We start from the raw sequence: 23,529 nt of genomic DNA, 5'->3' as shown, positions 1-23,529 counted from the left end.
CGCATCGTCACCGTGGTCGACATGCGTGCCCGGCTCGGCTTGCCCAAGGCCGATGACGGCAAGCCGCCGATGGCGGTTGGCGTCGACCTGCGCGGCGAGTCCTACGGCCTTCTGATCGACCAGATCGGCGAGGTGCTGCGGCTGTCGGAAGTGAGCAAGGAAGAGAATCCCGTCAACCTCGATCCCCGCATGGCCAAGCTCGCTGGCGGTGTCCACCGTCTCGACGGCCAGCTCATGGTCGTGCTCGACGTCGACCGCGTACTCGAATTGATGCCTGACGCCAAGGCGGCGTGAGTAATTAAAAAAGGAATTTCCTTCAACGACAATGTTCAAGGGAAACGGTCCCTTTGCAGGGACCAGGAAGTAGAGGCCGAAAATGAGAACATGTCTTGTCGTCGATGACTCCAGCGTCATCCGCAAAGTCGCCCGCCGCATCCTGGAAGGTCTCGACTTCCAGATCGTCGAAGCCGAAGACGGTGAGAAGGCGCTCGAGGTCTGCAAGCGCGGACTGCCGGACGCCGTGCTGCTCGACTGGAATATGCCTGTGATGGACGGCTACGAATTCCTCGGCAACCTCCGCCGCATGCCCGGTGGCGACGTGCCGAAGGTCGTGTTCTGCACCACCGAGAACGACGTCGCGCATATCGCGCGCGCGCTCCATGCCGGTGCCAACGAATACATCATGAAGCCGTTCGACAAGGACATCGTCACCGCGAAGTTCCAGGAAGTCGGACTGATCTAGCTTCGTATTGATCCGGCGGCAGAAGCCTTCGGCTCCAGTTCAGTAATCGTGCCGTTGCGCCGTTGGTGAAGTAATGAGTGTTGCGTTGACCAGTTCCTCGGCCCCGACATCGACCCGTACCGAAAAGTTGCGGGTGATGGTGGTGGACGACTCCGTGGTGATCCGCGGAATGATCTCGCGCTGGATCGGCGCCGAGCCCGACATGGAGGTCACGGCTTCCCTGCGCACGGGCCTCGACGCGGTCAATCAGCTCGAGCGGATCAATCCCGATGTCGCCGTGCTCGACATCGAGATGCCCGATCTCGACGGCATCTCGGCGTTGCCGAAGCTGCTCGCCAAGAAGCGCGATCTCGTCATCATCATGGCCTCGACGTTGACCCGCCGGAATGCGGAGATCAGCCTGAAGGCGCTGTCGCTCGGCGCCTCCGACTACATCCCGAAGCCCGAGAGCACGCGCGAGGCGGCCGCTGCGGAGACCTTCCGCCACGACCTGATCCAGAAGATCCGCCATCTCGGCGCACGCTTCCGCCGCAGCGCCGGCCACGTCACCGCAAGCCCGCCGCTGGCGCCGAGCCATCCGGCGCCGCGAGCCGCAGCGCCGGTCGCACATGCACCGACTCCGGCTGCATCGTCCGCACAATTGACGCGCCGCGCGTTCAGCATGCTGGCACCGAAGGTGCTGCTGATCGGCTCGTCGACCGGCGGCCCGCAGGCGCTGATGGCGCTGGTCGCCGAGATCGGACCGGTGATCGACCGTTTCCCGGTCCTGATCACCCAGCACATGCCGCCGACCTTCACCACCATTCTCGCCGAGCATCTCGCGCGCGCCAGCAAGCGGCCGGCGCATGAGGCTGTTGATGGCGAGAGCGTCAAGCCCGGACAGATCTATCTCGCGCCGGGCGGACGTCACATGCGCGTGGTCCGTCACGGCATCGACGCCGCGATCGCGCTCGACGACGGTCCGCCGGTGAACTTCTGCAAGCCCGCGGTCGATCCGCTGTTCACCTCGGCGATCGACGTCTGGCAGGGCGGCATCATGTCGGTGATCCTCACCGGCATGGGTTCGGACGGCATGCGCGGCGGCAAGGACGTCGTCGCCGCCGGCGGCAGCGTGATCGCCCAGGACGAGGCGACCAGCGTCGTCTGGGGCATGCCGGGCGCCGCCGCCAATGCCGGCATCTGCGCCGCCATCCTGCCGCTCAATCAGATCGCACCGAAACTTGTCCGTGTGTTTTCGGGAGACCGTTCGTGACGCCGTTGGACTATGAGTATCTGCGCAAGCTTCTGAAGGACCGCTCCGGTCTCGATCTGTCCGCCGACAAGCAATATCTGGTGGAGAGCCGTCTGGTGCCGCTGGCGCGCAAGGCGGGTCTCGCCGGCATTCCCGAACTGGTGCAGAAGATGAAGGGCGGCGCCGAGCCGCTGATCTCGGATGTGGTGGAAGCGATGACCACCAACGAGACGTTCTTCTTCCGTGACAAGATCCCGTTCGATCATCTCAAGGAAGCCGTGCTGCCGAAGCTGGCGCAGGCCCGCGCGGCGCGCCGCAGCTTGCGCATCTGGTGCGCGGCGGCCTCGACCGGGCAGGAGCCTTACTCGATCGCGATGTGCATCAAGGAAGCGACCGCGCTGTTTTCGGGCTGGCGCATCGAGATCGTCGGCACTGACCTCTCCAACGAGGTGCTGCAGAAATCCCGCTCCGGCCTCTACAGCCAGTTCGAGGTGCAGCGCGGCCTGCCGATCCAGATGCTGGTGAAGTATTTCACGCAAACGGGCGAGCTCTGGCAGCTCAACGCCGACATCCGCGGCATGGTGCAGTATCGCCAGCTCAACCTGCTGAACGACTTCTCGCAGCTTGGCACTTTCGACATCATCTTCTGCCGCAACGTGCTGATCTATTTCGACCAGGACACCAAGGCCAACATCTTCGGCCGCCTGTCGAAGATGCTGGAGCCTGATGGCGTGCTGGCGCTGGGTGCGGCGGAGTCGGTGGTCGGCATCACCAACACTTTCCGCCCCTATCCGGATCGCCGCGGCCTCTATCAGCCGAACACCGGCGCTGCCCCGGTCGCGCGCGCCGGCCTCTCGCCGGTTGCGATGAGGGCCGTGGCGTCGGCCGCGCGTTAAATCCTACAAGATTGCGTGCGGTAGAAACCGCGACGTGTTGCCGGTGATCGGGTTCTCGTCCTCGCGGATCGAGAGCCCGCACGGCGTGTGATCGACCAGCCAGCTGCCGAGCACCGCGTACTGCCCCGAGAAATTCGGCAGCGGCGCCAGCGCCTGGCGGATGAATCCTTCGGCGCCGTAGGGACCTTCCTGTGCGATCAGCGTGGTGCCGGAGCTGACCAGCGCGACATTGGCGCCCTCGCGCGAATAGATCGGCTTGCGCACAAAGGACGTGCCGAGCTCGGCCGCTTTCGGGTCATCCTCGAAATAGGCCGGCAGCAGATTCGGGTGGTTCGGAAACATCTCCCACAGCAGCGGCAGGATGCCCTTGTTGGAGAGGATCGCCTTCCACGGCGGCTCGATCCAGCGCGTCGGCGCGCTCTTGAGCTTTGCCCCGAATTCGTCGTGGAACATCCATTCCCAGGGATAGAGCTTGAAGGCGAGCGCGATCTCGCGGTCGTCGAGATCGACGAAGGCGCCGTCGTCACGCAGCCCGATGTCCTCGATGTCGATCAGGGTGGTCTTCAACCCCGCTTGCGCGGCGGTGTCCTCGAGATAGGCCAGCGTGCCGGCGTCCTCGGAATTGCCGGTCATCCCCGCGAGATGCAGATGCTCGCTGCCGGCGAGCTTCTTCCAGGCCTCGATCAGCCGCTCATGGATCGAGTTGAACTGGTCGGCGCGCTTGGGGATGATGTGGCGTTCGATCGCCTGCTCCAGCCAGGTCCATTGAAACACCGCGGCCTCGAAGATCGAGGTCGGGGTATCCGCGTTGTATTCGAGCAGCTTCGCCGGCGCCGTGCCGTTGAATTTCAGGTCGAGGCGGCCGTACAGGCTCGCCTGGTCGCCGTGCCAGCTTTGTGAGATCAGATCCCAATAGGCTTCGGGAATTTTCAGCCGCCGCAGATACTGCTCGTTCTCCAGCGCCTTGCCGACAAGTTCGAGGCACATCGCGTCGATCTCGGCAGTCGGCCCCTCGATCTGCTGCTCGATCTCGTCGAGCGAGAAGGCGTAATAGGCGCGCTCGTCCCAGTAGGGTTCGCCGTCGATGGTGTGGAAATCGAAACCGGCGCTTTCGGCGGTCGCGCGCCAGTCATCGCGCTCGAGGCATATGATGCGTCGCATGGCGCGCGCTAGCCGCCGCCATGGGCGTGACCGCCATGGCCGCCATGCCCGTGAAAGCGCGCCGGCGTGCCGCCGAAGCCGCGATAGGTCGGCCGGCAATAGGGCCTGCCGTCGAGGCCGGGCACCATGCTGTTGCCGGGTCCGCAATCGGTGCGCGGCGGCCGCGTCAGCCCCATCGAGACCGCGCCGATCGCTGCACTTCCCATCATGGTCAAGAGGACACGGCGCGAGCGCTTCATCGGTGCGATCCCTTCTGCATCAGCCGCGCGAGTGTCCATCAGCCATTACCGCCGGGCAAGCCATGGCGCTTCATCGCACGAGAATGTGTCTGTCATTCATCAACCGCCGCCGAAGCCGAAGGCATGGGCGAACGAGCCGAAGCCGCCGCGGCTCACCGAGCTCGAGCTGGAGCTGGACGACGAGGATGATGACGAACTGCTCGAGGAGGACGAGTCGCTACTGAAGAAGCTGCTGCGCGAGGAGCCGCCACTATAGCTGTGGCCGCCCGAGCCCGACGACGAGCTGCGCGACGTACAATCGGCGCCGGGCTGCGGCGTCACCGGTGCGGCCACGCCGGGCGCGGGCGGCGGCACCGGCTGGCAGTTCGGCTTCGGCATCAGCGCATAGGCGCTGCCGCCGACCGCCAATGTGCCCATCACCAGCAGCGCGACATGGTTGGAGCGCTTGGCCGGCGGCCCGGACTGCGCCGGCACCTGCGGGACCGTCGCTTTGCGCTTGCCGAAATTGGGGTTCGGTTTGCTCATGTCAGTCGATCATGTGTCAGTAGATCATGCAGGCGGCGTTCAGCGCGCCCGCGGCCAGCGAGGCGAGACCGAGCCAGATCGCCGCCGCGAGCTCGCCGGCTGCAATCCGCTCCGACAGCTTCGGCACGGGGACCCTGACCAGGTAGTAGACGATGATCTGCACGACCAGCGCGATCAGGCTCCAGATGAAGCAGTCGATCACATTGGCCGAATGCGCGATCGCGCTGACCACCGGCAGCACGAAGCCGAGCAGGCTGAGGCCCAGCGCGATCGCCGCCGCCGCATCATTGTCGCGGATCAGCTGGAATTCATTATGCGGTGTGACGCGGGTGTAGACGAAGAGATAGGCGATCACGGCGATCAGTGCCGTGCAGAAATAGACCAGGAACGCCGGCAGGCCGGCGAGGGATTGCAGGATCATTGAACGCGCCCGGAATCTCGTCAGGAATCGCGACGGAGGATTGCACGTTCCGTTGGTCGGCGCATGGGACGGGCAGGTTCAGTCCCCAAAAACAAAAACCCCGCCATTCGCGGCGGGGTCCAGTCGGGAGGAGTGAACCGTGTCCGGTTCGCTATGGGTCCCGTAAGTCCTAGGCGGGGATGCGCTCGTCGGCCTCGTGCGGCTCGCGCAGCACGTAGCCGCGGCCCCAGACGGTCTCGATGAAGTTGCGGCCTTCGGAAGCGTTGGCGAGCTTCTTGCGCAGCTTGCAGATGAAGACGTCGATGATCTTCAGCTCGGGCTCGTCCATGCCGCCATAGAGGTGGTTGAGGAACATTTCTTTGGTGAGCGTGGTGCCCTTGCGGAGCGAGAGCAGCTCCAGCATCTGGTATTCCTTGCCCGTCAGGTGGACGCGCTGGCCGCCGACCTCGACCGTCTTGGTGTCGAGATTGACCACGAGGTCGCCGGTCTGGATGACCGACTGGGCGTGGCCCTTGGAGCGGCGCACGATCGCGTGGATGCGGGCGACCAGTTCGTCCTTGTGGAAGGGCTTGGTCATGTAGTCGTCGGCGCCGACGCCGAGACCCTTGACCTTGTCCTCGATGCCGGCGAGGCCGGAGAGGATCAGAATGGGGGTCTTGATCTTCGATACCCGCAGCTGCTTGAGCACGTCGTAGCCGGACATGTCGGGCAGGTTGAGGTCGAGAAGGATAATGTCGTAGTCGTAAAGCTTGCCGAGATCGACGCCTTCTTCCCCGAGGTCCGTCGTATAGACGTTGAAACTCTCGGATTTGAGCATCAATTCGATCGACTGCGCGACGGCGCTGTCATCTTCAATCAGCAAAACGCGCATGCCAGTCCCCTATAGTCGCCGCTCCGGGCGTCAGGTCGGCCGCACTTGCGGCACTCACAAAACGCCTTCAACAACTGATTCGGATCCTGACGAGATATGGTTAACAAAAACTGATTCCTCCGCGCAAGCTCTAACCGTGCAATTTTTGTCGAATCGCCCTAAGATGCTGTGCAGAAGAAGGTTTTCCTATCCAGCTTCGTTCAAGTTCCACATTAAGAGCCGGGCCTAACCGACTCCCGCGACTCCCCTTCTTCTGATGGGCAGCCGACCTCAGTCACCAAAGACAGTGACGCAATGATTAATGATGCGGGTAAACACGAAGTTAAGCGGCGGCCGAAAATGCGTGGAAACTTAAGGTTTTCGCAATGAAGGCGCTCGCGGAGCAGATCGGCGACATCGACGGCGTCAATATTTATGGCCGAGTCGTGGGCGTGCGCGGCCTGATGGTCGAGATCGCCGGACCCATTCATGCGATGTCGGTCGGTGCGCGCATCGTCATCGATGTCGGGGCCAACCGCTTCATTCCGGCCGAGGTGATTGGCTTCTCCGGCAGCAACGCGGTGGTGATGCCGTTCGGCGGGTTGGATGGCGTCAGGCGCGGTTGCCGCGCCGTCGTCGCCAATGCCGCGGGGCAGGTGCGGCCGTCGCCGGCCTGGCTCGGCCGCGTCGTCAACGCGATGGGCGAGCCGATCGACGGCAAGGGCCCGCTGGAGCAGGGCGCCTCGCCGATGCCCTATCGCAACTCGCCGCCGCCGGCGCATTCACGCAAGCGGGTCGGGGCGCCGCTCGATCTCGGCGTGCGCGCGCTCAACACCTTCCTCACCTGCTGCCGCGGCCAGCGGCTCGGCATCTTCGCCGGCTCCGGCGTCGGCAAATCGGTGCTGCTGTCGATGCTGGCGCGCAATGTCGACGCCGACATCACCATCATCGGGCTGATCGGCGAACGCGGCCGCGAGGTGCAGGAATTCTTGCAGGAAGACCTCGGCGAGGAGGGCCTGGCGCGCTCGGTCGTTGTGGTCGCGACCTCCGACGAGCCGGCGCTGATGCGGCGGCAGGCCGCGTATCTGACGCTCGCGATCGCCGAATACTTCCGCGACGAGGATAAGGATGTCCTTTGCCTGATGGACTCGGTGACGCGCTTTGCGATGGCGCAGCGCGAGATCGGGCTGTCCGCCGGCGAGCCGCCGACCGCCAAGGGCTACACGCCGACCGTGTTCACCGAGCTGCCGAAGCTTCTGGAGCGGGCCGGCCCCGGGATCAGCACAGGCACCATCACCGCGATCTTCACCGTGCTGGTCGACGGCGACGACCACAATGAGCCGATAGCGGATGCCGTGCGCGGCATCCTCGATGGCCACATTGTCATGCAGCGCTCGATCGCCGAGCGCGGCCGCTACCCCGCCATCAACGTCCTGAAGTCGGTCTCGCGCACCATGCCGCGCTCGGCCGATCCCAACTTCCTGCCCGCCATCACCAAGGCGCGCCAGGTGATGGCGACCTATGCCGACATGGAGGAATTGATCCGGCTCGGGGCCTATCGGGCCGGTTCCAGCCCCGAGGTCGATGAGGCGATCCGCCTGCATGAACCCCTCGAGGCGTTCCTGAAGCAGTCCAAGGACGAGGCCTGCGGCCTGGCGGACGGTTACCGCCAATTGGCCCAAATCCTCCAGGGTTTGGCAACGGAACGCTAACTTTGTCGGTTCATCATCCCAGAACGCCATTAGTTAAGCCGGTGGGGCCCGACGGGGAGCCGGCTCGTGTCCCGCGTGCAAAACTGGGACTTCTGGGGAGTATGAGTCGATGAAGTCACGTGAAACGCTGATCCGCCTGAAGAAGTTTCAGGTCGACGAGAAGCGCCGCCGGGTTACCCAGATCGAGGGCATGATCGCCGATTTCCACCGCATGTCGGTGGAACTGGAGCGCGAAATCCAGGTCGAGCAGGAGCGGGCCGGGATCAATGATCCCACCCATTTCGCCTATCCGACCTATGCCAAGGCGGCGATCCAGCGTCGTGAGAACCTGACCCGCTCGGCCGATGAGCTGCGTACCCAGCTCGAGGATGCCAAGGCGCTGCTGTCCGAAGCCTTCGAGGAATTGAAGAAGGTCGAGCTGCTCGACGAGCGCGACCAGGCCCGTGAGCGCGCCGAAGAGAGCGCGCGCGAGCAGGCCGACATGGACTCGATCGGCCTGATGCGTGCCCGCCTCGGCGCGATTGCGTAAAAACCTACCTTCTCCGCTGCCAGGTTGGACGAACCCGGGCCCTTCGGCCCGGGTTTTTGTTTGATAACGTTGCGGAAAACCAGCCCCTTGGTGGACCGCAGCCGCAAAGATTGTGCTACCACCGTGGCCTGACCACTCCCGGCAACAGGCGAATGGGGACGGGCGATCTTGGGGAACGCTGAATGCTGACGCCGGCCGAACTGGTCGAACTGATCGCCGCCGTGGCGAACAGGGATCAGGCCGCTTTCGAGCGCCTCTACGTCGCCACGCGCGCGAAACTGTTCGGCGTGGTGCTGCGTATCTTGCGTCGACAGGATCTCGCCGAGGAGGTCATTCAGGAGGCTTACGTCAAGATCTGGAACAGCGCCGGACAGTTCAATCCAGCCCTGTCGTCCCCGATCACTTGGATGGCGTCGATCGCGCGCAACCGCGCCATCGACGTGGTGCGCAAGAAGAGCGAGCTCTCGCTGGAGGAAGAACCCGCGGCCATGGAAGTGGCTGCCGAGAGCCCCGATCCGCTGGCGCGTCGGGAGATGACGGAAGAGTTGAAGCGGTTGTTGGAGTGCGTCGGTCGTCTGGAGCCGGATCGGCAGAAGCTGGTGCTGCTGGCCTATTACAATGGCTGGAGCCGCGAGCAGCTGTCCGCAAAGTTCGAGACGCCGGTGAATACGGTGAAGACCTGGCTGCGTCGCAGCATGTTGGAAATCCGGGAGTGTCTTGGACTCTAAGTGATGGCCTATAGCGAAGACCATATCGCGCTCGCCGCGGAATATGCGCTCGGGACCCTCGACGCCGAAGAGCGTGCGCAGGTCGAGACCATGATGGCCGTCGACCGCGAATACGCCGCCATCGTGCAGGCCTGGGAGTTCAGGCTCGGTTCGCTGAACCAGATGGTCGGCTCGATCGAGCCACGGCCGATCGTGTGGGAGCACATCAGCGCGGCGATCGGGCTGCCGATCGATGCGCCGGCGCCGCCGGTGGTGCCGGCAGCGCCGCCCGTGCCGCCGCCGCTTGCCGAAGCTCCGCCACCGCCGTTGCCTGAGGCAGCACCGCCGTCATTCTCCGAGCCTTCGGTCGTTGAGCCTTCGGTCGTTGAGCCTTCAGAGACACCGATCGTTCAGCCTTCGATGATTCCCCCTTCGTCGTCCGGGTCGTCGGTCTTCGAACCTTTGCAGCAGCCGGTTGAGCTGAGGCAGGCACCGGTCACCGACGACAGCAACGTTGTCGATCTCGCCGGCCGCGTGAAGCGCTGGCGCAATATCGCCTCCGCTGTGAGTGCGCTCGCCGCAGTGCTGGTGGTGATGCTGGGCTTGCAGATCTTCCAGCCCAATGCGCTGCCGCAGGCGATCCGCCCCAAACCGCTGATCCAGACGGTCGAGGTCAAGGTGCCGGCACCGGCGCTGGCGCCGTCGTCGCAATATGTCGCGCTGCTGCAGGGGCAGAGCGGCGGCCCCGCCTTCATCATGACGATCGACGGCGCCACCAAGAACTTCACCGTCCGCAAGGTCGGTGCCGTGCCTGAAGTCGGCAAGAGCTTTGAGCTGTGGCTGATCTCCGACAAGCTGCCGAAGCCGCGCTCGCTCGGCGTGATCGGCGCCAGCGATTTCACCGCGCGCCCGCTGCTGGCATCCTACGATTCCGACACCATCAACGGCGCGACCTACGCGGTCACGATCGAGCAGGCCGGCGGCTCGCCCGACGGCCAGCCGACCACATCACCGGCGTTCATCGGCAAGCTGATCGAGACCGTGCCGCCGGCGCAGAAGTAGCTGTTGATCCTCATGGTGAGGAGCGCGGTACGCGCGTCTCCGGACGATGCTTCGCATCGCCGGGCGAACCATGAAGCTCCGATCTCGCCTTTGGCCATCCTTCGAGACGACCGCTTCGCGGTCTCCTCAGGATGAGGTCCGTTTCCGCACCCCAAAAAAAGAAAACGCCCGTGGGGAGCGGGCGTTTTCGCAGTCAACTTGGGGGTAGTTGGGGGTCTTAAATATCCACGTAGCGACTTTGGGGGGCTGTAAAGAGCCACGTGAATTCGTGAATTTCTCCTGTTAGCGGACCATCGAGTTGGTCGATGAGGTGACCACCACCGGCTTGCCGGCTTTCATCACCTTCGCGGTCTGCGTGTAACCGTCATCCGTGTTGCGCGCCGAGATGCCGAAGCCAGCCACGAGCACACCCGCAAACAGAGCGACGACCACGATCTTGAGATGGGTCATCCGATCAGCGCTGTAGATCGAGTGGTTCATGGAAGTCTCCTGCCGCCTTCCTGCTGTTTGACGTCTCGTTCGCTCTTGCGAATTAGTCGGTCCCGATCGTCGCCGGGTTCAACGTTCCGCGCCCTGTAAACCTAGGATTCGCAGATTCCGTTCCCAAGGGGCGATCACAAAGCGGTGATGAGACGTGATCGGGCGCGATCAAAGACCGCGTCCGTGGGATCAAGTATGAATATTTATTCAGTTATTTCAAATGCTTGATCGGATGATGTTCATTCCGATCACGATTTTGCCACTTTTGTCTAGGTTCCGATAAACCAGTTGCCTGTGGCGAAAAAACCTCGCGCGGCCGTGATTGATTTGCCCGGTTCCGTTACACGCTGCCGACCGTTTTCAACCGCGCGCGGGGGTGGATTTCGGCCTGCGACAGCACCGTGGTCTGCGAGCGGAACCGCTCCACCAGCGAGCGGACGAAGGGGCGGGTCGCGGCGGAAGTGACCAGCACCGGGGCCTCGCCTTCGCGCGCCGCCTGCTCGAAGGCGTTGCGGGTCGCAGTCATGAACTCGGACAGTTTTGACGGCTGCATTGCCAGGCTGCGGTCGTCGCCCTGGCCGACGATCGATTCCGCGAAGGCCTGCTCCCAGCGCGCCGACAGCGCGATCAGCGGCAGGTAGCCGTTCGGCGAGGTGTTCTGGGCGCAGATCTGCCGCGCGAGGCGCGCCCGGACATGCTCGACCATCGAGGCCGGATTGCGCGAGAAGGCGAGCGCGTCGGCAATGCCTTCGAGGATGGTCGAGAGGTCGCGGATCGAGATGCGCTCGGCCAACAACAGCTGAAGCACGCGCTGGATGCCCGACACCGAGACCGAGCTCGGCACGATGTCCTTGATCAGCTCGCCCTGTTCCTTCGGCAGGTCCTTCAGGAGCTTCTGCACCTCGCCATAGGACAGCAGGTCGGCCATGTTGGTCTTCAGCAGCTCGGTCAGGTGGGTCGACAGCACGGTCGCGGCATCGACCACGGTGTAGCCCTTCAGCGAGGCCTCTTCCTTCAGCGCGGCATCGACCCAGGTTGCAGGCAGGCCGAACGTCGGCTCGATGGTGTGGATGCCGGGCACCTGCACCTGGTTGCCGGCGGGATCCATGACCATGAACTGGTTCGGCCAGATCTTGCCCGAGCCGGCGTCGACCTCCTTGATCTTGATGGCGTAGGTGTTGGCCTCGAGCTGGACGTTGTCGAGGATGCGCACCGCCGGCATCACAAAGCCCATCTCGACCGCGAGCGAGCGGCGCAGCGCCTTGATCTGCTCGGTCAGGCGGTCGGTGCCGTCGGGCCCGTTGACCAGCGGCAGCAGCGCGTAGCCGAGCTCGATCTTGAGGTCGTCGATCTTCAGCGCGCTCGCGATCGGCTCCTCGGCTGCTGCAGCGGCGGCGGCTGCGGCGGCCGCCGGAGCAGCGGCGGCTGCGACTTCGGCAGCCTTGGCGGTCTGCTTCTGCTTGCGTGCGTTCCAGGCCAGCGCGCCGGCACCGGCGCCGAGCGCCATGAACGGCAGCATCGGAATGCCCGGCAGCAGCGACAGCACCAGCATGACGCCGGCCGACATGCCGAGCGCCTGCGGATAGCCGGAGAGCTGGTTCATCAGCGCCTTGTCGGCGGCGCCTGATATGCCGGCCTTGGAGACCAGCAGGCCGGCTGCGGTCGAGACGATCAGCGCCGGCACCTGGGTGACGAGGCCGTCGCCGACGGTCAGTACGGTGTAGGTGCGGGCGGCCTCGGAGAAGGCGAGGCCCTGTTGCGCGACGCCGATGATGATGCCGCCGACGATGTTGATGCCGACGATCAGGAGGCCCGCGATGGCATCGCCCCGGACGAACTTCGAGGCACCGTCCATGGCGCCGAAGAAGCCGCTTTCGTCCTCCAACTCCTTGCGCCGCGCTTTCGCGGTCTTCTCGTCGATCAGGCCTGCGGAGAGGTCGGCGTCGATCGCCATCTGCTTGCCGGGCATCGAGTCCAGCTGGAAGCGCGCCGCGACTTCGGCGATGCGGCCCGAACCCTTGGTGATGACCACGAAGTTCACGATCACGAGGATCGCGAACACGATGATGCCGATCACGAAGTTGCCGCCCATCACGAAGTTGCCGAAGGCTTCGATGACGTGGCCGGCCGCTGCCGTGCCCTCATGGCCCCGCGACAGGATCAGGCGCGTCGAAGCCATGTTCAGCGACAGCCGCAGCATGGTCGAGATCAGCAGGATGGTCGGAAACGACGAGAATTCCAGCGGCGCCTGGATGAACAGCGAGGTCATCAGGATCAGGATCGAGACCGTGATCGAGACCGCCAGGAACAGGTCCAGCACGATCGCGGGCAGCGGCAGGATCAGCACCACCAGGATGGTGAGCACGCCGAGCGCCAGCGCGAGGTCACCGCGCTTGAGAACGTCAACGATGTCGTTGAGGCTGAAGCCGCCCTTGCCAGCCGTGCCCTGACCCGCCGTCACGTCGACCATGGTAGCCGCATCCCTTCGCGCCTGGCGGCCGCGCCCGCCAAACGGTTGCGCGACGGCCGAAGGGCCGCCGTTTCGAAAGTGAGGCACCGCACTGGCTTCCACGGGGGATCCCTCCCGCTTTACCGCGACCGACGACACTCGACTTCACCCGGCAATTCTTGCCGGGTGTATGGTTAGCAAAGGGTTAACGGAGGGTGCGGCGGTCGGTCTGACGGGCTTTTCCGGACCGATTTGGCCGATGCGGCAAGTTGAACTTTGGCGATTGAGGGCCGACGAAAGGCTGGAGCGCGATTTCTCCGCGTCAGAGGTCATTCATGTCGAACACAGAAGCCCGGTCCATTGGTCGTGGGCTGGCGGCCTTGAGTCTGATCGCCGCGACCACGCTGCTGTCCGTGCCGGCTTCCGCCGCAACGTTACCCGACGACAAGGAATGGCTGATGCGCATGGTCTTTTGTCAGGGCGAAGGCGTCACGATGGAGGTCTATCTCCCGCAGTCGGTCGTCTTCGCCAAGGGCGGCATGAGGGCGGGGCAGACCGTGGCCGGCTACTACACGCTCGATCTGACCGACGCCAACAAGGGCAAGGGACTCGAGCCGGTGCGCATCACGATGAGCGCCGACAAGAAATTCATCACGGTCAATCAGTTCACCCGCGGCCTGCCGCCGACGACGATTCCGGTCGGCGGCGGCACGGTCGATTTCGACCAGCGCTTCGCCAAGGGTGCGAAGTGCGGTCCGTTCCAGGCGCAAGATCCGGACTACGGCAACAAATGAGCGTGCGTCGCGTCCGCTGCGCCCGATCGCCATAGGAACGCCGGACGACCGTCACGGTTGTCACCGGACCTGTGCCACAATCGGAAATCGACCATGTCCTATTCGCGCTTCGGGGCGATGATTCTCGTCTCCACCATCGTGATGTTCGGCCTGATGTATCTCAACACCTGGGCGCCGGATCATGTGTTCTACAGCCAGACGCGCACCTGGATGGCCCTCGTCATGGGCGCGGTGATGGCGGTGATCATGCTCGGCTTCATGTGGCGGATGTATCGGAACAGTGCAGCCAATTTGGCGATTTGTGTCGCAGCCGCGATTGTCTTCGCGGCATCGCTGTGGCTGGTGCGCAGCCAGGAGATCGTCAGCGACGTCTCTTACATGAAAGCGATGATCCCCCATCACTCCATTGCGGTGATGACCAGCGAGCGCGCGCATATTCGCGATCCGCGCGTGCGCAAGCTGGCGGACGGGATCATCGAAGCGCAGGTGCGTGAGATCGGCGAGATGAAGCAACTGATCGCCGAACTGGAAGCCAAGCCGGCGCCCGAAGGAGCCAAGGACCTGCCGCCCCGACCAGCGGAGTAGCAGGCCCCGGAGCGCGAAGCGCGTCCCGACTTGCCGGAGCGAGGAGCGCGCGGCTATTTGCTCTTCTGGATCTTCGTCACCGTGTAGCCCGAAGCGCCTTCCTCGGCTTCGAACTCGACCTTGTCGCCGACCTTCACCTGCCTCAAGAGCGCCGGATCCTTGACGCGGTAGACCATGGTCATCGGCTCGTCCATGCCGAGGCTCTTGGCGGGTCCGTGCTTCAAGGTGATCTTGGCCGCGGCCTCGTCGATCTTCTTGACCTCGCCGGGGATGCCGGCGGCTTGCGCCGCGGCGGCCGAGAGCAGCAGGGTGAACGCGAGCGTTGTTGCGCTGAATGCGCGCAGAGCAGTCTTCATGTGATTCTCCATTCCTGGTCTTGCTTCACTTCACGATGACGCGGCCGGTCATGCCGTACTCGCGGTGGTCGGGGATCAGGCAGGCGAATTCGAAGGTGCCCGGCTTGGTGAATTTCCAGACGATCTCGGCCGTCTTCTTCGGCGCCAGCCGCACGCCGTTTGGATCGTCGTGCTCCATATGCGGGTGCTTCTTCATCACCTCGGCGTGTTTCAGATTCTCTTCGGTGGTCGCGAGCAGGAATTCGTGATCCTCGGTGCCGGCGTTGCGGATCACGAAGCGGATCTGCTCGCCGCGCTTGACCTCGATGCGGTAGGGCGTGAACGCCATCTCGGTCATCTCGATTTCGACGGTGCGCGATGGTTGCTTGGGATTGCCGGGCTCGCCGGCCGAGTAGCCGCCATGGCCGTGCTGCTCATGGCCGTGCGCGGGCAGCGCTGCCGCGGATGCGAGCGTGATAAGGGGGATGGCGATAGTTGCGATTTTCTTCATTGGTGTCTCGTGCGTTGGAGGTCGGTCGTGATTGTCGGAGGAGCGGCGCTACATCTTCATTCCTTTCATCGACTTGCTCTTTTGCGGTTGCGGCGGCGTGGTGGCCGGTGACTGCTGCCGCGTTGGCACAGCGACCGGCGTCTCGACCTCATAGGCGACGGTGCCAGGCGGATGCTTGTAGTCGCCGGGATCGCGATAATCGTCGCGTGCGAGACCCTCGCGGACCTTCATCACCGTGAACATGCCGCCCATCTCGAGCGGACCGAATTGGCCGGTGCCGGTCATCATCGGCAGCGTGTTTTCGGGCGCGGGCATTTCCATGTTGCCCATCGCCATGCCGGTCGAGCCCATCACCATCGCATCCGGCGCAAGCCGGCCGACCGCCTTGGCGAGATCCTTGCGCGACACGCCGATCATGTTGCGCATGTCGTGGCCCATCGCGTTCATGGTGTGGTGCGATTTATGGCAGTGGAACGCCCAGTCGCCGGGATTGTCGGCGAGGAAATCGAACACGCGCACCGCGCCGACCGGCACGTCGGTGGTGGCCTCGGGAAACTGCGCGGTCTCCGGCAGCCAGCCGCCATCGGTGCAGGTCACCCGGAACGAATGGCCGTGCACATGGATCGGATGGTTGGTCATGGTGAGGTTGCCGACCCGAACCCGTACCTTGTCGCCGAGCCGGATCGGCACCGGATCGATGCCGGGAAAGACGCGGCTGTTCCAGGCCCACATGTTGAAGTCGGTCATCTCGTTGACCTTCGGCAGGTACGTGCCGGGGTCGATCAGATAGCTCGACATCACGAACACGAAGTCGCGGTCGACCGGGCGGAACGACGGATCGCGCGGATGCACGACGAACATGCCCATCATGCCCATCGCCATCTGCACCATCTCGTCGGCATGCGGGTGGTACATGAACGTGCCGCTGTGCTTCAGCTCGAACTCGTAGACGAAGGTCTTTCCGGGCTTGATGTGCGGCTGCGACAGCCCGCCGACGCCGTCCATGCCCGACGGCACGATCATGCCGTGCCAGTGCACGGTGGTATGCTCGGGCAATTTGTTGGTGACGAAGATGCGGACCTTGTCGCCCTCGACCGCCTCGATCGTCGGGCCGGGCGATTGGCCGTTATAGCCCCACAGATTGGCCTTCATCCCTTCGGCGAATTCGCGCACCACGGGTTCGGCGACCAGGTGAAACTCCTTCCAGTCGCCGTTCATCCGCCACGGCAGCGACCAGCCGTTCAGCGTCACCACAGGTCGATAGTCCGGCCCGGAGGTCGGATGCAGCGGCGGCTGCATCGTCACCTTGTCCATGGTCGGCGCTTCCGGAATCGCGGCGGCCTGCACCCGGCCGCTGACGGCGCTGGCACCGACGAGCGCCGCGGTGCCGAGAAATCCTCTGCGTGAAAACATGTGAAGTCTCCGTTCAATGTGCGGGGCTTGCCGCCGGCGCGGCGGACGCCGTGGTTGTCGGATTGTCGCGTGCGCCCGAGCCGCCGCCATTGACGGCGGTCTGCAGCTCGGCCTGTGCCAGGAAGAAGGCGCGTCTGGCGTCGATCGCCGCGCGCAATGAGGCGAGACGTTGCCGTGCTTCCGTCAGCAGTGCGAACACGTCGACCTGCATGCTGGAGAAGCGGAGCTGCATCTCCTCGGTGATGATCTTTCGGAGCGGCAGGATCTCGCGCTGATAATGGCCGGCGATGTCCCAGGTCGAGCGATAGACACGGTAGGCATCGCGCGCCTCCGAGCGGACATTGACCGCTTTCTCGGTCAGGCGGTTGAAGGCGAGATTGTAGGTCTCGGTCGCCTGCCGCACCCGCACCTCGCCGCCATCGAACACAGGGATCTGGAACTGGACGTCGAAGCCGCGCTCGCGGAAGGCGGGCGATTCGGGATCGCGGGTGCGGCGATCGATGCCGGCGACGTCGAGCAGGGTGACGAAGCGCGTCGCATTGGTGAGGTCGAGCGATTTGGCGAGTGCCGTCAGCTCCATCCGCGCGATCTGCAGATCGATGCGATGCGCGACTGCGTCAGCCTCGATGAAGGGCAGCGCCTGCGGCCGGCGCGGCAGCGACGGCAATCGGTCCGGCAGCTTGAAGCCGAGGCCGTCGTCCCACAGACCCATCAGCCGCGCCAGGCGCTCGCGTGCGCTGCTCGCATCCTGTCGCGCGGTGGCGAGATCGGCGGTGGTCTCGGCGTAGAACACCTGCTCGCGGGCCTGGTCGAGCTTGTTGAGCGCGCCGGTCTCGCCGAGCTTGGTTGCCAGCTGTGCGGTTGTCTCAGCCGTGGCCTTGGCGTCGGTCAGCAGTGCGGTCATCTCGTTGGCCGCAACGGCCAGCACATAGGCGCGGCGAACGTCGGCGGCGAGCCGCAAGGTCTCCAATGCGGCGCGCAACTGCGCCTGGCGAAAACGCTCGCGTGCGATCTCGGAGCGGAACGGCAGCGTGGCGAGTGCCAGGATGTCGCCGACCACCTGCCGCTCGATTTCGCTCGCGCCATTGCCGGAGATGCGCGAGATCGAAAACGTCGGGTTCGGCGGCAGGCTCTGCTCGACCATATCGGCCTCGGCGAGCGCCAGCTCGTTATAGGCCGCCTGCAGGCCCTTGTTGTTGAGCAGCGCGACCTGCACGGCAGCCTCGACGGTGAGGGCGCGCGCGAGCAGGTTGCGGACTTTCTCGCTTGCCGCTGCAGCATCGTCGGGCGTCCGCAGCAAGGCGGTTTGCTTGCCGATCCGTTCGCCGGTCAGCGCCGAGACGGCGGACATGCCGCTATCAGGCGAGAAGGACGCACAGCCGGCGAGCGCGGTCGCCAGCATCACGCCGAGCACGGGCCGGATCATCGCGGGAGATTGGCTCATGGCTGGTCCTGCTTCGGCTTGGGCGTGACATCGTTATTGCGGCCGCGCCACGGCGCCGGCGTGGATGGACGGAGCGGCGCATAAGGCGCGATCGTCGAGCGGTAGCCTGTGCGTGCGACCGTTACCGCAGGATCGGCCGGATCCTTGGTCGACACCTGCGCTGCGGCCTGCATGCAGCCGGTCGCGGTGACCGCGACGACGAGAAGAAGGGCGCTCGTCGCGAGCGCCGATGCAAGGCGTCGGTCCGCCGCAATGCGCGCGGACTTCGCCTGTGAGTGCGAAGACATGGAACGATCCTGATCTGGCGAAAAGACCACAGGCGCGCGCGGAATCCGCACGCGGCCTACGTCGTGAACGTCAGCTCAGGCGTTGGGGGGACGATCGAGCAGAGGCGGCGTCGTGCCGTGCAGGCGGGGCGCGGTCTCGGCGACGCGGATCGCGTTCGGCTGCGTGGGCTTGTCGATCGCTGGCAGATCCGCAGCGAGTGCCGACAGGCAGAGCATCGCGCAGCACGGACCGGGCGCGGTCTTGCCGTCGTGCTGGTGCTGCTTGTGCTCGTGCGGAGCTGCATCGGCGTGATGAGCGGCGTGGTCGTGCATCGCCGCGTGGTCATGCGCCGTCGCGGAATGCTCCGAATGCACCGATGTCGTTCCGACATCTGGCAAGCAAGGTGCGGAATTACCGAGCGCCAACGCAACGCCCGGCGCGAGCACGCAAAACAGATAGAGCAGGGCGACCAGCCACCCCGCTTTGGTCCGATTCCGTCTCGTCAGGCGCACGAACATGTCGGGCAAACTAACCTTGCGTTGCGGTTTCGCCAAGATGCTCCGTCACATCTGCATGCCCAATATCGCGGCATTGTGGCTTGACCCGGAGGCAATTGCCGCCGAGATTGCCGCCGCCGTGGAAATTTCTTCTCAATTCTCCCCAGAATCCGCTTCGTTCGTTCCCGACTCGCGCCGGGCATGGCTGCGGCTTGCCGTCGCCGTGGTCATCGGCTCGCTCGGCAGCGTCGGCATGTGGTCGGTCGTGGTGGCGCTGCCGGTGGTGCAGACCGATTTCGGCGCGACGCGCGGAACCGTGTCGCTCGCCTTTACCCTGGTGATGCTCGGTTTCGGCCTCGGGCAGGTCATCACCGGCAAGATCAGCGACCGCTACGGCATCGTCACCGCGATCGGGGCCGGCATCGGCATCCTCGGCCTCGGCTATATCGGCGCAGGTTATGCGCCGGTGGTCTGGGCCTTCATCCTGTTCCACTTCGCGATCGGCCTGTCGTCGGCTGCGACCTTCGGTCCCCTGATGGCGGAGGCCTCGCATTGGTTCGAGCGCTACCGCGGGCTCGCGGTCGCGATCGCCGCCAGCGGCAATTACATCGGCGGCACGGTGTGGCCGCCGATCGTCAACTGGGGCATTCAGAGCGTCGGCTGGCGCACCACCCATATCGCGATCGGCATCTTCACTGCGGTTGCGATGGCGGTCTCGCTCGTCGTGTTGCGGATGCTGATGGGCGCGGCAAGCCGGCGCAGCCATGTCAACGCAGCGGCGCCGCGCGTCAATCTGCGGCTCTCGACCAATGCGCTGACGGCGATCCTCGCGCTCGCCTCGATCTCCTGCTGCGTCGCGATGTCGATGCCGCAGGTCCACATCGTCGCCTATTGCGGCGATCTCGGCTACGGGGTGGCGCGCGGCGCCGAGATGCTGTCGCTGATGCTCGGCTTCGGCATCATCAGCCGGATCGGCTCGGGCTTCCTCGCCGACAAGATCGGCGGCTTGCGCACGCTTTTGCTCGGCGCGGTCGCGCAGGGCACGGCGCTGCTGTTCTATCTGTTCTTCGACAGCCTGACCTCGCTCTACATCATTTCCGCGATGTTCGGCCTGTTCCAGGGCGGCATCGTGCCGAGCTACGCCATCATCGTGCGCGAGGCGATGCCGGCCGCGGAAGCCGCAACCCGCATCGGCATCGTGATCTTCGCCTCGGTGTTCGGCATGTCCTTCGGCGGCTGGATCTCGGGCGTGATCTTCGATGCCACCGGCTCCTATGCCGCGGCCTTTGCCAACGGGCTCGCCTGGAATGGGCTGAACGTCGCGATCGTCGTGCTGCTGATGCTGCGCGCGCGGCAGCGGCTCGCAATGGCCTAGAGTCCTGTTTGACCGCGTTTTCTTGACGCCAACCGGGGTCCACTTCGCTCGAGAACGCTCTATCGCACGACCCGAAAACGCGCGACAATTGGTACGGGCGATCGGTTCGGGGGCTGGTTTGGCGGAGCAAGTTGGCAGGGATCGCGGCGCCTGGGCGATCGCTCCGCATCTCCTGTTCGCAGCACTTCTGGCCTACGACATCGCGCGAACCCTGCGGCACGCGCTATGGCGCGACGAGATGCAGGTGTATCTGCTCGGGGCCTACAGCCCGACGCTGTCGGAGCTGTTTCGCAACCTCGATTACGAAACCCATCCCGATCTCTGGCATCTCCTGGTCTGGCTCGCGGCGCAGGTCGTCCACGATCCCGTGTCGATGCAGGTGGTCCATATCGTGCTGGCGGCCGCGGTGTGGCTGCTGGTCTGGCGGTTCTCGCCGTTCCCGGCCGTCGACAAGATCCTGCTGCTGCTCAGCTACGTCCTGTTCTTCGAGTATTTCGTGCTCAGCCGCAACTATGTGCTGGTCGCGCTCGCCGGCTTTGCCGTGATCGCGGTCCGCTCGCTGCGGCCGCGGGCGGTGCTGATGCAATTCGTCCTGCTCGGCGTGCTCGCGAACACGATGGTGCTAGGGACGATCTGGTCGATGGTGATGGCGGCGCGGCTCGTCGTGTTCGGCGAGGCCTCGCTGCGTACACGGCTTGCGGGCGGCGCGATCTATCTGGCGGCGCTTGGTGCGGCGCTGCTGTCGATCGTGCCGGCGCCGGACACCACGCCCTACGGGGCGCATCTGCGGTTCGATCCCACACATTTCAACAATCTTGCCTTGATCCCGATGGGCGCGCTGTTTCCGCTCGATTTGCAGTGGCTGGTGGACGGCGTGAGGTTCGTGTTCGGTCCGGCCGGCACGCCGCCGCCGCGATTCTGGAATCCGAACTCATTGCACGGGCTGCTGGCGATGGTAGGTGGCTGGAACCAATCGGTGATCATCGGTGCATTGCTGTCGCCGCTCATATTATGCTGGCTGATCGTGCGGGACTGGAAGCTGGTCGCCGAGTTCACGTTGACCTATTTCGGCATCGTGGCGTTCGCCTCGCTGTGGGATTTTCCGGGACTGGCACGCCACCACGGCATCGTCTTCGTCGTCTTCGTCGGCACGGTCTGGCTGGCCTGTGCAGGCGAGCGGATCGCCGGATGGCGCGAATGGCTTTGGCGCGCGCTGCTGGTCGTGTCCGCCGGCGCGGGCCTGCTGACGCTGGCGGCCGAGGCGCGGCCGTTCTCCAATGGCTACAACGCGGCGCAATGGCTGAAGCGCAACAACCTCGCGGACGCCTTCATCCTCGGCTCGCGCGACACCGCGATGTCGACGATCTCAGGCTATCTCGACCGGCCGCTCTACTACCTGGAGTGCGAATGCGCAGGCACCTTCATCGTCTGGAACACGCGCCGGACGCTGTCGATCGAAACGCCGGAGATCCTGCGCCGGACCGAGCGCGCCTTGGCGGGCCGCAGCGGTGACGCGATCCTGATCGTCAATCACAGCGTCACGCCGGAGGAGCTTCAAGCTGCTCCGGCGCTGGGAGTCACGCTGCTGCAATCCTTCACCGGCGCAGTCGAGCCGACCGAAGATTACTTCATCTTCCGCGTGTCGCTCGCCAGGTAAGAGGCGCTAAAGCTGCTGGACCGCCGCGAGCGCGTCGATCAGGCCGGCGCCGGTTGCGCCGGTGTCGGTGGTCGAGGCCGGCCTGCCGACATTGTCGTCGCTGCTCGCCGGATTGGCCGAGCCGACCGGGACGCTGCGCGCGGTGCGGCGCAGGATCGCCTTCGCATCCGACGGCGACAGCCCGGGATTCTTCTGCACCAGCAGTGCGCAGACGCCGGCGAGTTGCGGCGCCGCGGCCGAGGTGCCGCTGAACACGCCCCAACCGTCGTCGCCGGTGGTGCCGTCGCCCGACGCCGCCTCGTCGCGATCGATCTCGCAGCCGGGCGGCACCGGCAGCTCGATGTAATGCGCGTCCGGCAACATGCCGACCAGGCCGCAGAAATCGGGCACGAAACGTCCGGCAAAGATCTTGCTCGGGAACGCGCTGGCATAGTCGGAGGCCTGCATCGCACCGGTCTTGTCGACGAACACGCCGCCGGCGGAGATCACGTTCGGCATCATGCCGGGGAACGAGAAGTGGCCGTTGCCGGCCGAGAACACCACGATGATGCCGCGCGCGATCGCGGCCTGGATCTCGGCCTCCAGCGAGGCCATGTTGTTCGGCAGCTCGCTCAGCTGCGTGCCGTCGGCGTTGCGCAGGTCGAACCCCATGCTGATCGAGATCACATGCGGATCGTGCGTGAGTGCCTGCTGAAAGCCCTCCAGCATGCTGGCGCCGTTGCGCGGATCGGCGTCATTGCTGACCTTGATGCCGATGAAGGTCACGCCGGGCGCGACCGCGAGCAGATTGGCCGATTCACCGGTGCCGTGACCGTTGAGATCGGTGGCGTCGTTGGTGGCGTGCGGGGCAAGGTCGACCGAGGTCTTGTAGCGCTTGCTGACGAAATAGGGATGGCTGTGCGCGAAGCCGGTGTCGACCATGCAGACGCGGACGCCCTCGCCGGTGATGCCGGCCTTGTGGACCCTGTCGACGTTGAGGAGACCGGTGACGCCGTCGGGCACGTTGAGATGGAAATAGTCGAGCTCCGGCGGCTTCAGCGACGGCAGCCGCGCGGCTGCGCCGGCAAGCATGGTCGCCCGCCGCGCGGTGCTTCGCGTCGGCGCAGCCTTCTTCGCGGGACCGGTGTCGCGCGCTTTGGCGCGGCGGCCCATATAGATCTGCGGCCACTGGATATAGGCGTCGTCGATCAGCCGGCCGAGCTCCGGCGGCATCGTCCACGGCGCGCCCTGCGCCGGGTAGTAGAGCGAATGGAAGGCGTAGTCGATCTTCGAATCGAGCTGCACCGGCGACAGCGTCGTGCCGAAGGTGCGCTCGAACAGTGCGCGGGTGCCGCGGACCGAGGCGGTGAGCTTGCCGCGCCGTGTCGGTTGGAAGCCGAGCTGGCTCAGATGATGCATCGCCTGATCCATCATCATCGGCTCCGGCTGGAATTCGGCGACGCTGGCGAGCGACACGGGCGGAGCGAACTTGGTCGGGCCTTCACGGCCACCGCGTCCCTTGAAGGTGACGGCGATGCGCAATTCGTCGGATGGCGAGGCAAACTTCGAGTCGCGCGAGGACCCGGCGGCACGCTTATAGGCATACATGGCTCAATTCCTTCTCCACGGGACAAAAAGATTCTCACGTGCGCGAAGCCTGAACAGCCA

At 64.9% G+C, this 23,529-nt stretch carries 26 protein-coding genes; 12 read left to right on the top strand and 14 right to left on the bottom strand.

The features are described 5' to 3' along the window. The 4 genes from JQ604_RS09790 to JQ604_RS09775 form a co-directional block, all read left to right on the top strand. Positions 1–294, top strand: a 294-nt coding sequence (locus JQ604_RS09790) for a chemotaxis protein CheW (RefSeq protein ID WP_212355914.1), incomplete at its 5' end; no start/stop codon positions are given. An 82-nt stretch (positions 295–376) separates the two neighbouring features. Beyond that, entirely contained in the window at positions 377–742 is a 366-nt protein-coding gene (locus JQ604_RS09785) for a response regulator (RefSeq protein WP_212355912.1), read from the top strand. 73 nt (positions 743–815) lie between these two features. Beyond that, entirely contained in the window at positions 816–1,994 is a 1,179-nt protein-coding gene (locus tag JQ604_RS09780; protein WP_212355910.1) for a protein-glutamate methylesterase/protein-glutamine glutaminase, read from the top strand. After that, the gene (locus tag JQ604_RS09775) at positions 1,991–2,869 is read left to right on the top strand and encodes a CheR family methyltransferase (protein WP_212355908.1); all 879 of its coding nucleotides are present in this window, start codon (positions 1,991–1,993) and stop codon (positions 2,867–2,869) included. The genes JQ604_RS09780 and JQ604_RS09775 overlap by 4 nt, the downstream gene beginning before the upstream one ends. Before the next feature lie 3 nt (positions 2,870–2,872). Here JQ604_RS09775 and JQ604_RS09770 read toward each other — a convergent pair whose 3' ends face one another. The 5 genes from JQ604_RS09770 to ctrA all read right to left on the bottom strand — a co-directional run bounded on the left by JQ604_RS09770 (position 2,873) and on the right by ctrA (position 6,086). Further along, complete coding sequence (locus tag JQ604_RS09770) at positions 2,873–4,030, bottom strand: glutathionylspermidine synthase family protein (RefSeq protein ID WP_212355906.1); 1,158 nt, start codon at positions 4,028–4,030, stop codon at positions 2,873–2,875. A gap of 8 nt (positions 4,031–4,038) precedes the next feature. Beyond that, positions 4,039–4,269 carry a hypothetical protein gene (locus tag JQ604_RS09765; RefSeq protein ID WP_212355904.1) on the bottom strand — a complete coding sequence of 77 codons (231 nt, stop codon included), beginning with the start codon at positions 4,267–4,269 and terminating at the stop codon, positions 4,039–4,041. A 99-nt stretch (positions 4,270–4,368) separates the two neighbouring features. Next, entirely contained in the window at positions 4,369–4,794 is a 426-nt protein-coding gene (locus tag JQ604_RS09760; protein ID WP_212355902.1) for a hypothetical protein, read from the bottom strand. Between the two features lie 16 nt (positions 4,795–4,810). Further along, a complete protein-coding gene (locus JQ604_RS09755; protein ID WP_212355900.1) occupies positions 4,811–5,215 on the bottom strand; it encodes a DUF350 domain-containing protein in 405 nt (134 codons plus the stop codon). Positions 5,216–5,384: 169 nt separating this feature from the next. Beyond that, positions 5,385–6,086 carry a response regulator transcription factor CtrA gene (gene ctrA, locus JQ604_RS09750; RefSeq protein ID WP_016848562.1) on the bottom strand — a complete coding sequence of 234 codons (702 nt, stop codon included), beginning with the start codon at positions 6,084–6,086 and terminating at the stop codon, positions 5,385–5,387. A 365-nt stretch (positions 6,087–6,451) separates the two neighbouring features. On the opposite strand from ctrA, the gene fliI reads away from it, so the two are divergent. The 4 genes from fliI (at position 6,452) to JQ604_RS09730 (ending at position 10,075) form a co-directional block, all read left to right on the top strand. Beyond that, entirely contained in the window at positions 6,452–7,777 is a 1,326-nt protein-coding gene (gene fliI / locus JQ604_RS09745) for a flagellar protein export ATPase FliI (RefSeq protein WP_212355898.1), read from the top strand. A 109-nt stretch (positions 7,778–7,886) separates the two neighbouring features. Next, positions 7,887–8,306 (top strand): flagellar export protein FliJ, encoded by a 420-nt coding sequence (gene fliJ / locus JQ604_RS09740; protein WP_212355896.1) that lies wholly within the window; start codon positions 7,887–7,889, stop codon positions 8,304–8,306. A gap of 182 nt (positions 8,307–8,488) precedes the next feature. After that, positions 8,489–9,034, top strand: a complete 546-nt coding sequence (locus tag JQ604_RS09735) for a sigma-70 family RNA polymerase sigma factor (protein ID WP_212355894.1) — start codon at positions 8,489–8,491, stop codon at positions 9,032–9,034. 3 nt (positions 9,035–9,037) lie between these two features. After that, positions 9,038–10,075 carry an anti-sigma factor gene (locus tag JQ604_RS09730; RefSeq protein WP_212355892.1) on the top strand — a complete coding sequence of 346 codons (1,038 nt, stop codon included), beginning with the start codon at positions 9,038–9,040 and terminating at the stop codon, positions 10,073–10,075. A 282-nt stretch (positions 10,076–10,357) separates the two neighbouring features. Here JQ604_RS09730 and JQ604_RS09725 read toward each other — a convergent pair whose 3' ends face one another. Together JQ604_RS09725 and flhA are read right to left on the bottom strand one after the other, a co-directional pair. Further along, entirely contained in the window at positions 10,358–10,555 is a 198-nt protein-coding gene (locus JQ604_RS09725; RefSeq protein ID WP_212355890.1) for a hypothetical protein, read from the bottom strand. Positions 10,556–10,895: 340 nt separating this feature from the next. After that, on the bottom strand, positions 10,896–13,127 hold the full coding sequence (flhA, locus tag JQ604_RS09720) for a flagellar biosynthesis protein FlhA (RefSeq protein ID WP_212355888.1): 2,232 nt from the start codon (positions 13,125–13,127) through the stop codon (positions 10,896–10,898). Positions 13,128–13,339: 212 nt separating this feature from the next. On the opposite strand from flhA, the gene JQ604_RS09715 reads away from it, so the two are divergent. Next, entirely contained in the window at positions 13,340–13,798 is a 459-nt protein-coding gene (locus tag JQ604_RS09715) for a hypothetical protein (protein ID WP_212355887.1), read from the top strand. 93 nt (positions 13,799–13,891) lie between these two features. Then, positions 13,892–14,383 carry a DUF305 domain-containing protein gene (locus tag JQ604_RS09710; protein WP_212355885.1) on the top strand — a complete coding sequence of 164 codons (492 nt, stop codon included), beginning with the start codon at positions 13,892–13,894 and terminating at the stop codon, positions 14,381–14,383. 53 nt (positions 14,384–14,436) lie between these two features. Here JQ604_RS09710 and JQ604_RS09705 read toward each other — a convergent pair whose 3' ends face one another. The 6 genes from JQ604_RS09705 to JQ604_RS09680 form a co-directional block, all read right to left on the bottom strand. Next, on the bottom strand, positions 14,437–14,739 hold the full coding sequence (locus tag JQ604_RS09705; RefSeq protein ID WP_212355883.1) for a copper-binding protein: 303 nt from the start codon (positions 14,737–14,739) through the stop codon (positions 14,437–14,439). Between the two features lie 25 nt (positions 14,740–14,764). Continuing rightward, positions 14,765–15,229 carry a cupredoxin domain-containing protein gene (locus JQ604_RS09700; RefSeq protein ID WP_212355881.1) on the bottom strand — a complete coding sequence of 155 codons (465 nt, stop codon included), beginning with the start codon at positions 15,227–15,229 and terminating at the stop codon, positions 14,765–14,767. 48 nt (positions 15,230–15,277) lie between these two features. Beyond that, on the bottom strand, positions 15,278–16,642 hold the full coding sequence (locus JQ604_RS09695) for a multicopper oxidase family protein (protein ID WP_212355879.1): 1,365 nt from the start codon (positions 16,640–16,642) through the stop codon (positions 15,278–15,280). Between the two features lie 13 nt (positions 16,643–16,655). Next, positions 16,656–18,086 carry a TolC family protein gene (locus tag JQ604_RS09690; RefSeq protein WP_212355877.1) on the bottom strand — a complete coding sequence of 477 codons (1,431 nt, stop codon included), beginning with the start codon at positions 18,084–18,086 and terminating at the stop codon, positions 16,656–16,658. Further along, the gene (locus JQ604_RS09685; protein WP_212355875.1) at positions 18,083–18,373 is read right to left on the bottom strand and encodes a hypothetical protein; all 291 of its coding nucleotides are present in this window, start codon (positions 18,371–18,373) and stop codon (positions 18,083–18,085) included. Before JQ604_RS09685 ends, JQ604_RS09690 begins: the two co-directional genes overlap by 4 nt. Positions 18,374–18,448: 75 nt before the next feature. Then, the gene (locus tag JQ604_RS09680) at positions 18,449–18,727 is read right to left on the bottom strand and encodes a hypothetical protein (RefSeq protein WP_349631080.1); all 279 of its coding nucleotides are present in this window, start codon (positions 18,725–18,727) and stop codon (positions 18,449–18,451) included. A 262-nt stretch (positions 18,728–18,989) separates the two neighbouring features. Here JQ604_RS09680 and JQ604_RS09675 point away from each other — a divergent pair, with 262 nt between their 5' ends. Continuing rightward, a complete protein-coding gene (locus tag JQ604_RS09675; protein WP_349631084.1) occupies positions 18,990–20,225 on the top strand; it encodes an MFS transporter in 1,236 nt (411 codons plus the stop codon). Between the two features lie 118 nt (positions 20,226–20,343). Beyond that, positions 20,344–21,882 carry a hypothetical protein gene (locus JQ604_RS09670; protein ID WP_212355873.1) on the top strand — a complete coding sequence of 513 codons (1,539 nt, stop codon included), beginning with the start codon at positions 20,344–20,346 and terminating at the stop codon, positions 21,880–21,882. 6 nt (positions 21,883–21,888) lie between these two features. Here JQ604_RS09670 and JQ604_RS09665 read toward each other — a convergent pair whose 3' ends face one another. Continuing rightward, positions 21,889–23,469 carry a S8 family serine peptidase gene (locus tag JQ604_RS09665; protein ID WP_212355872.1) on the bottom strand — a complete coding sequence of 527 codons (1,581 nt, stop codon included), beginning with the start codon at positions 23,467–23,469 and terminating at the stop codon, positions 21,889–21,891. Between the last annotated feature and the right edge of the window lie 60 nt (positions 23,470–23,529).

Source organism: Bradyrhizobium jicamae, from assembly GCF_018130695.1.
Lineage (GTDB): Bacteria > Pseudomonadota > Alphaproteobacteria > Rhizobiales > Xanthobacteraceae > Bradyrhizobium > Bradyrhizobium jicamae_B.
This window is presented reverse-complemented; position numbering and strand designations above follow the sequence as displayed.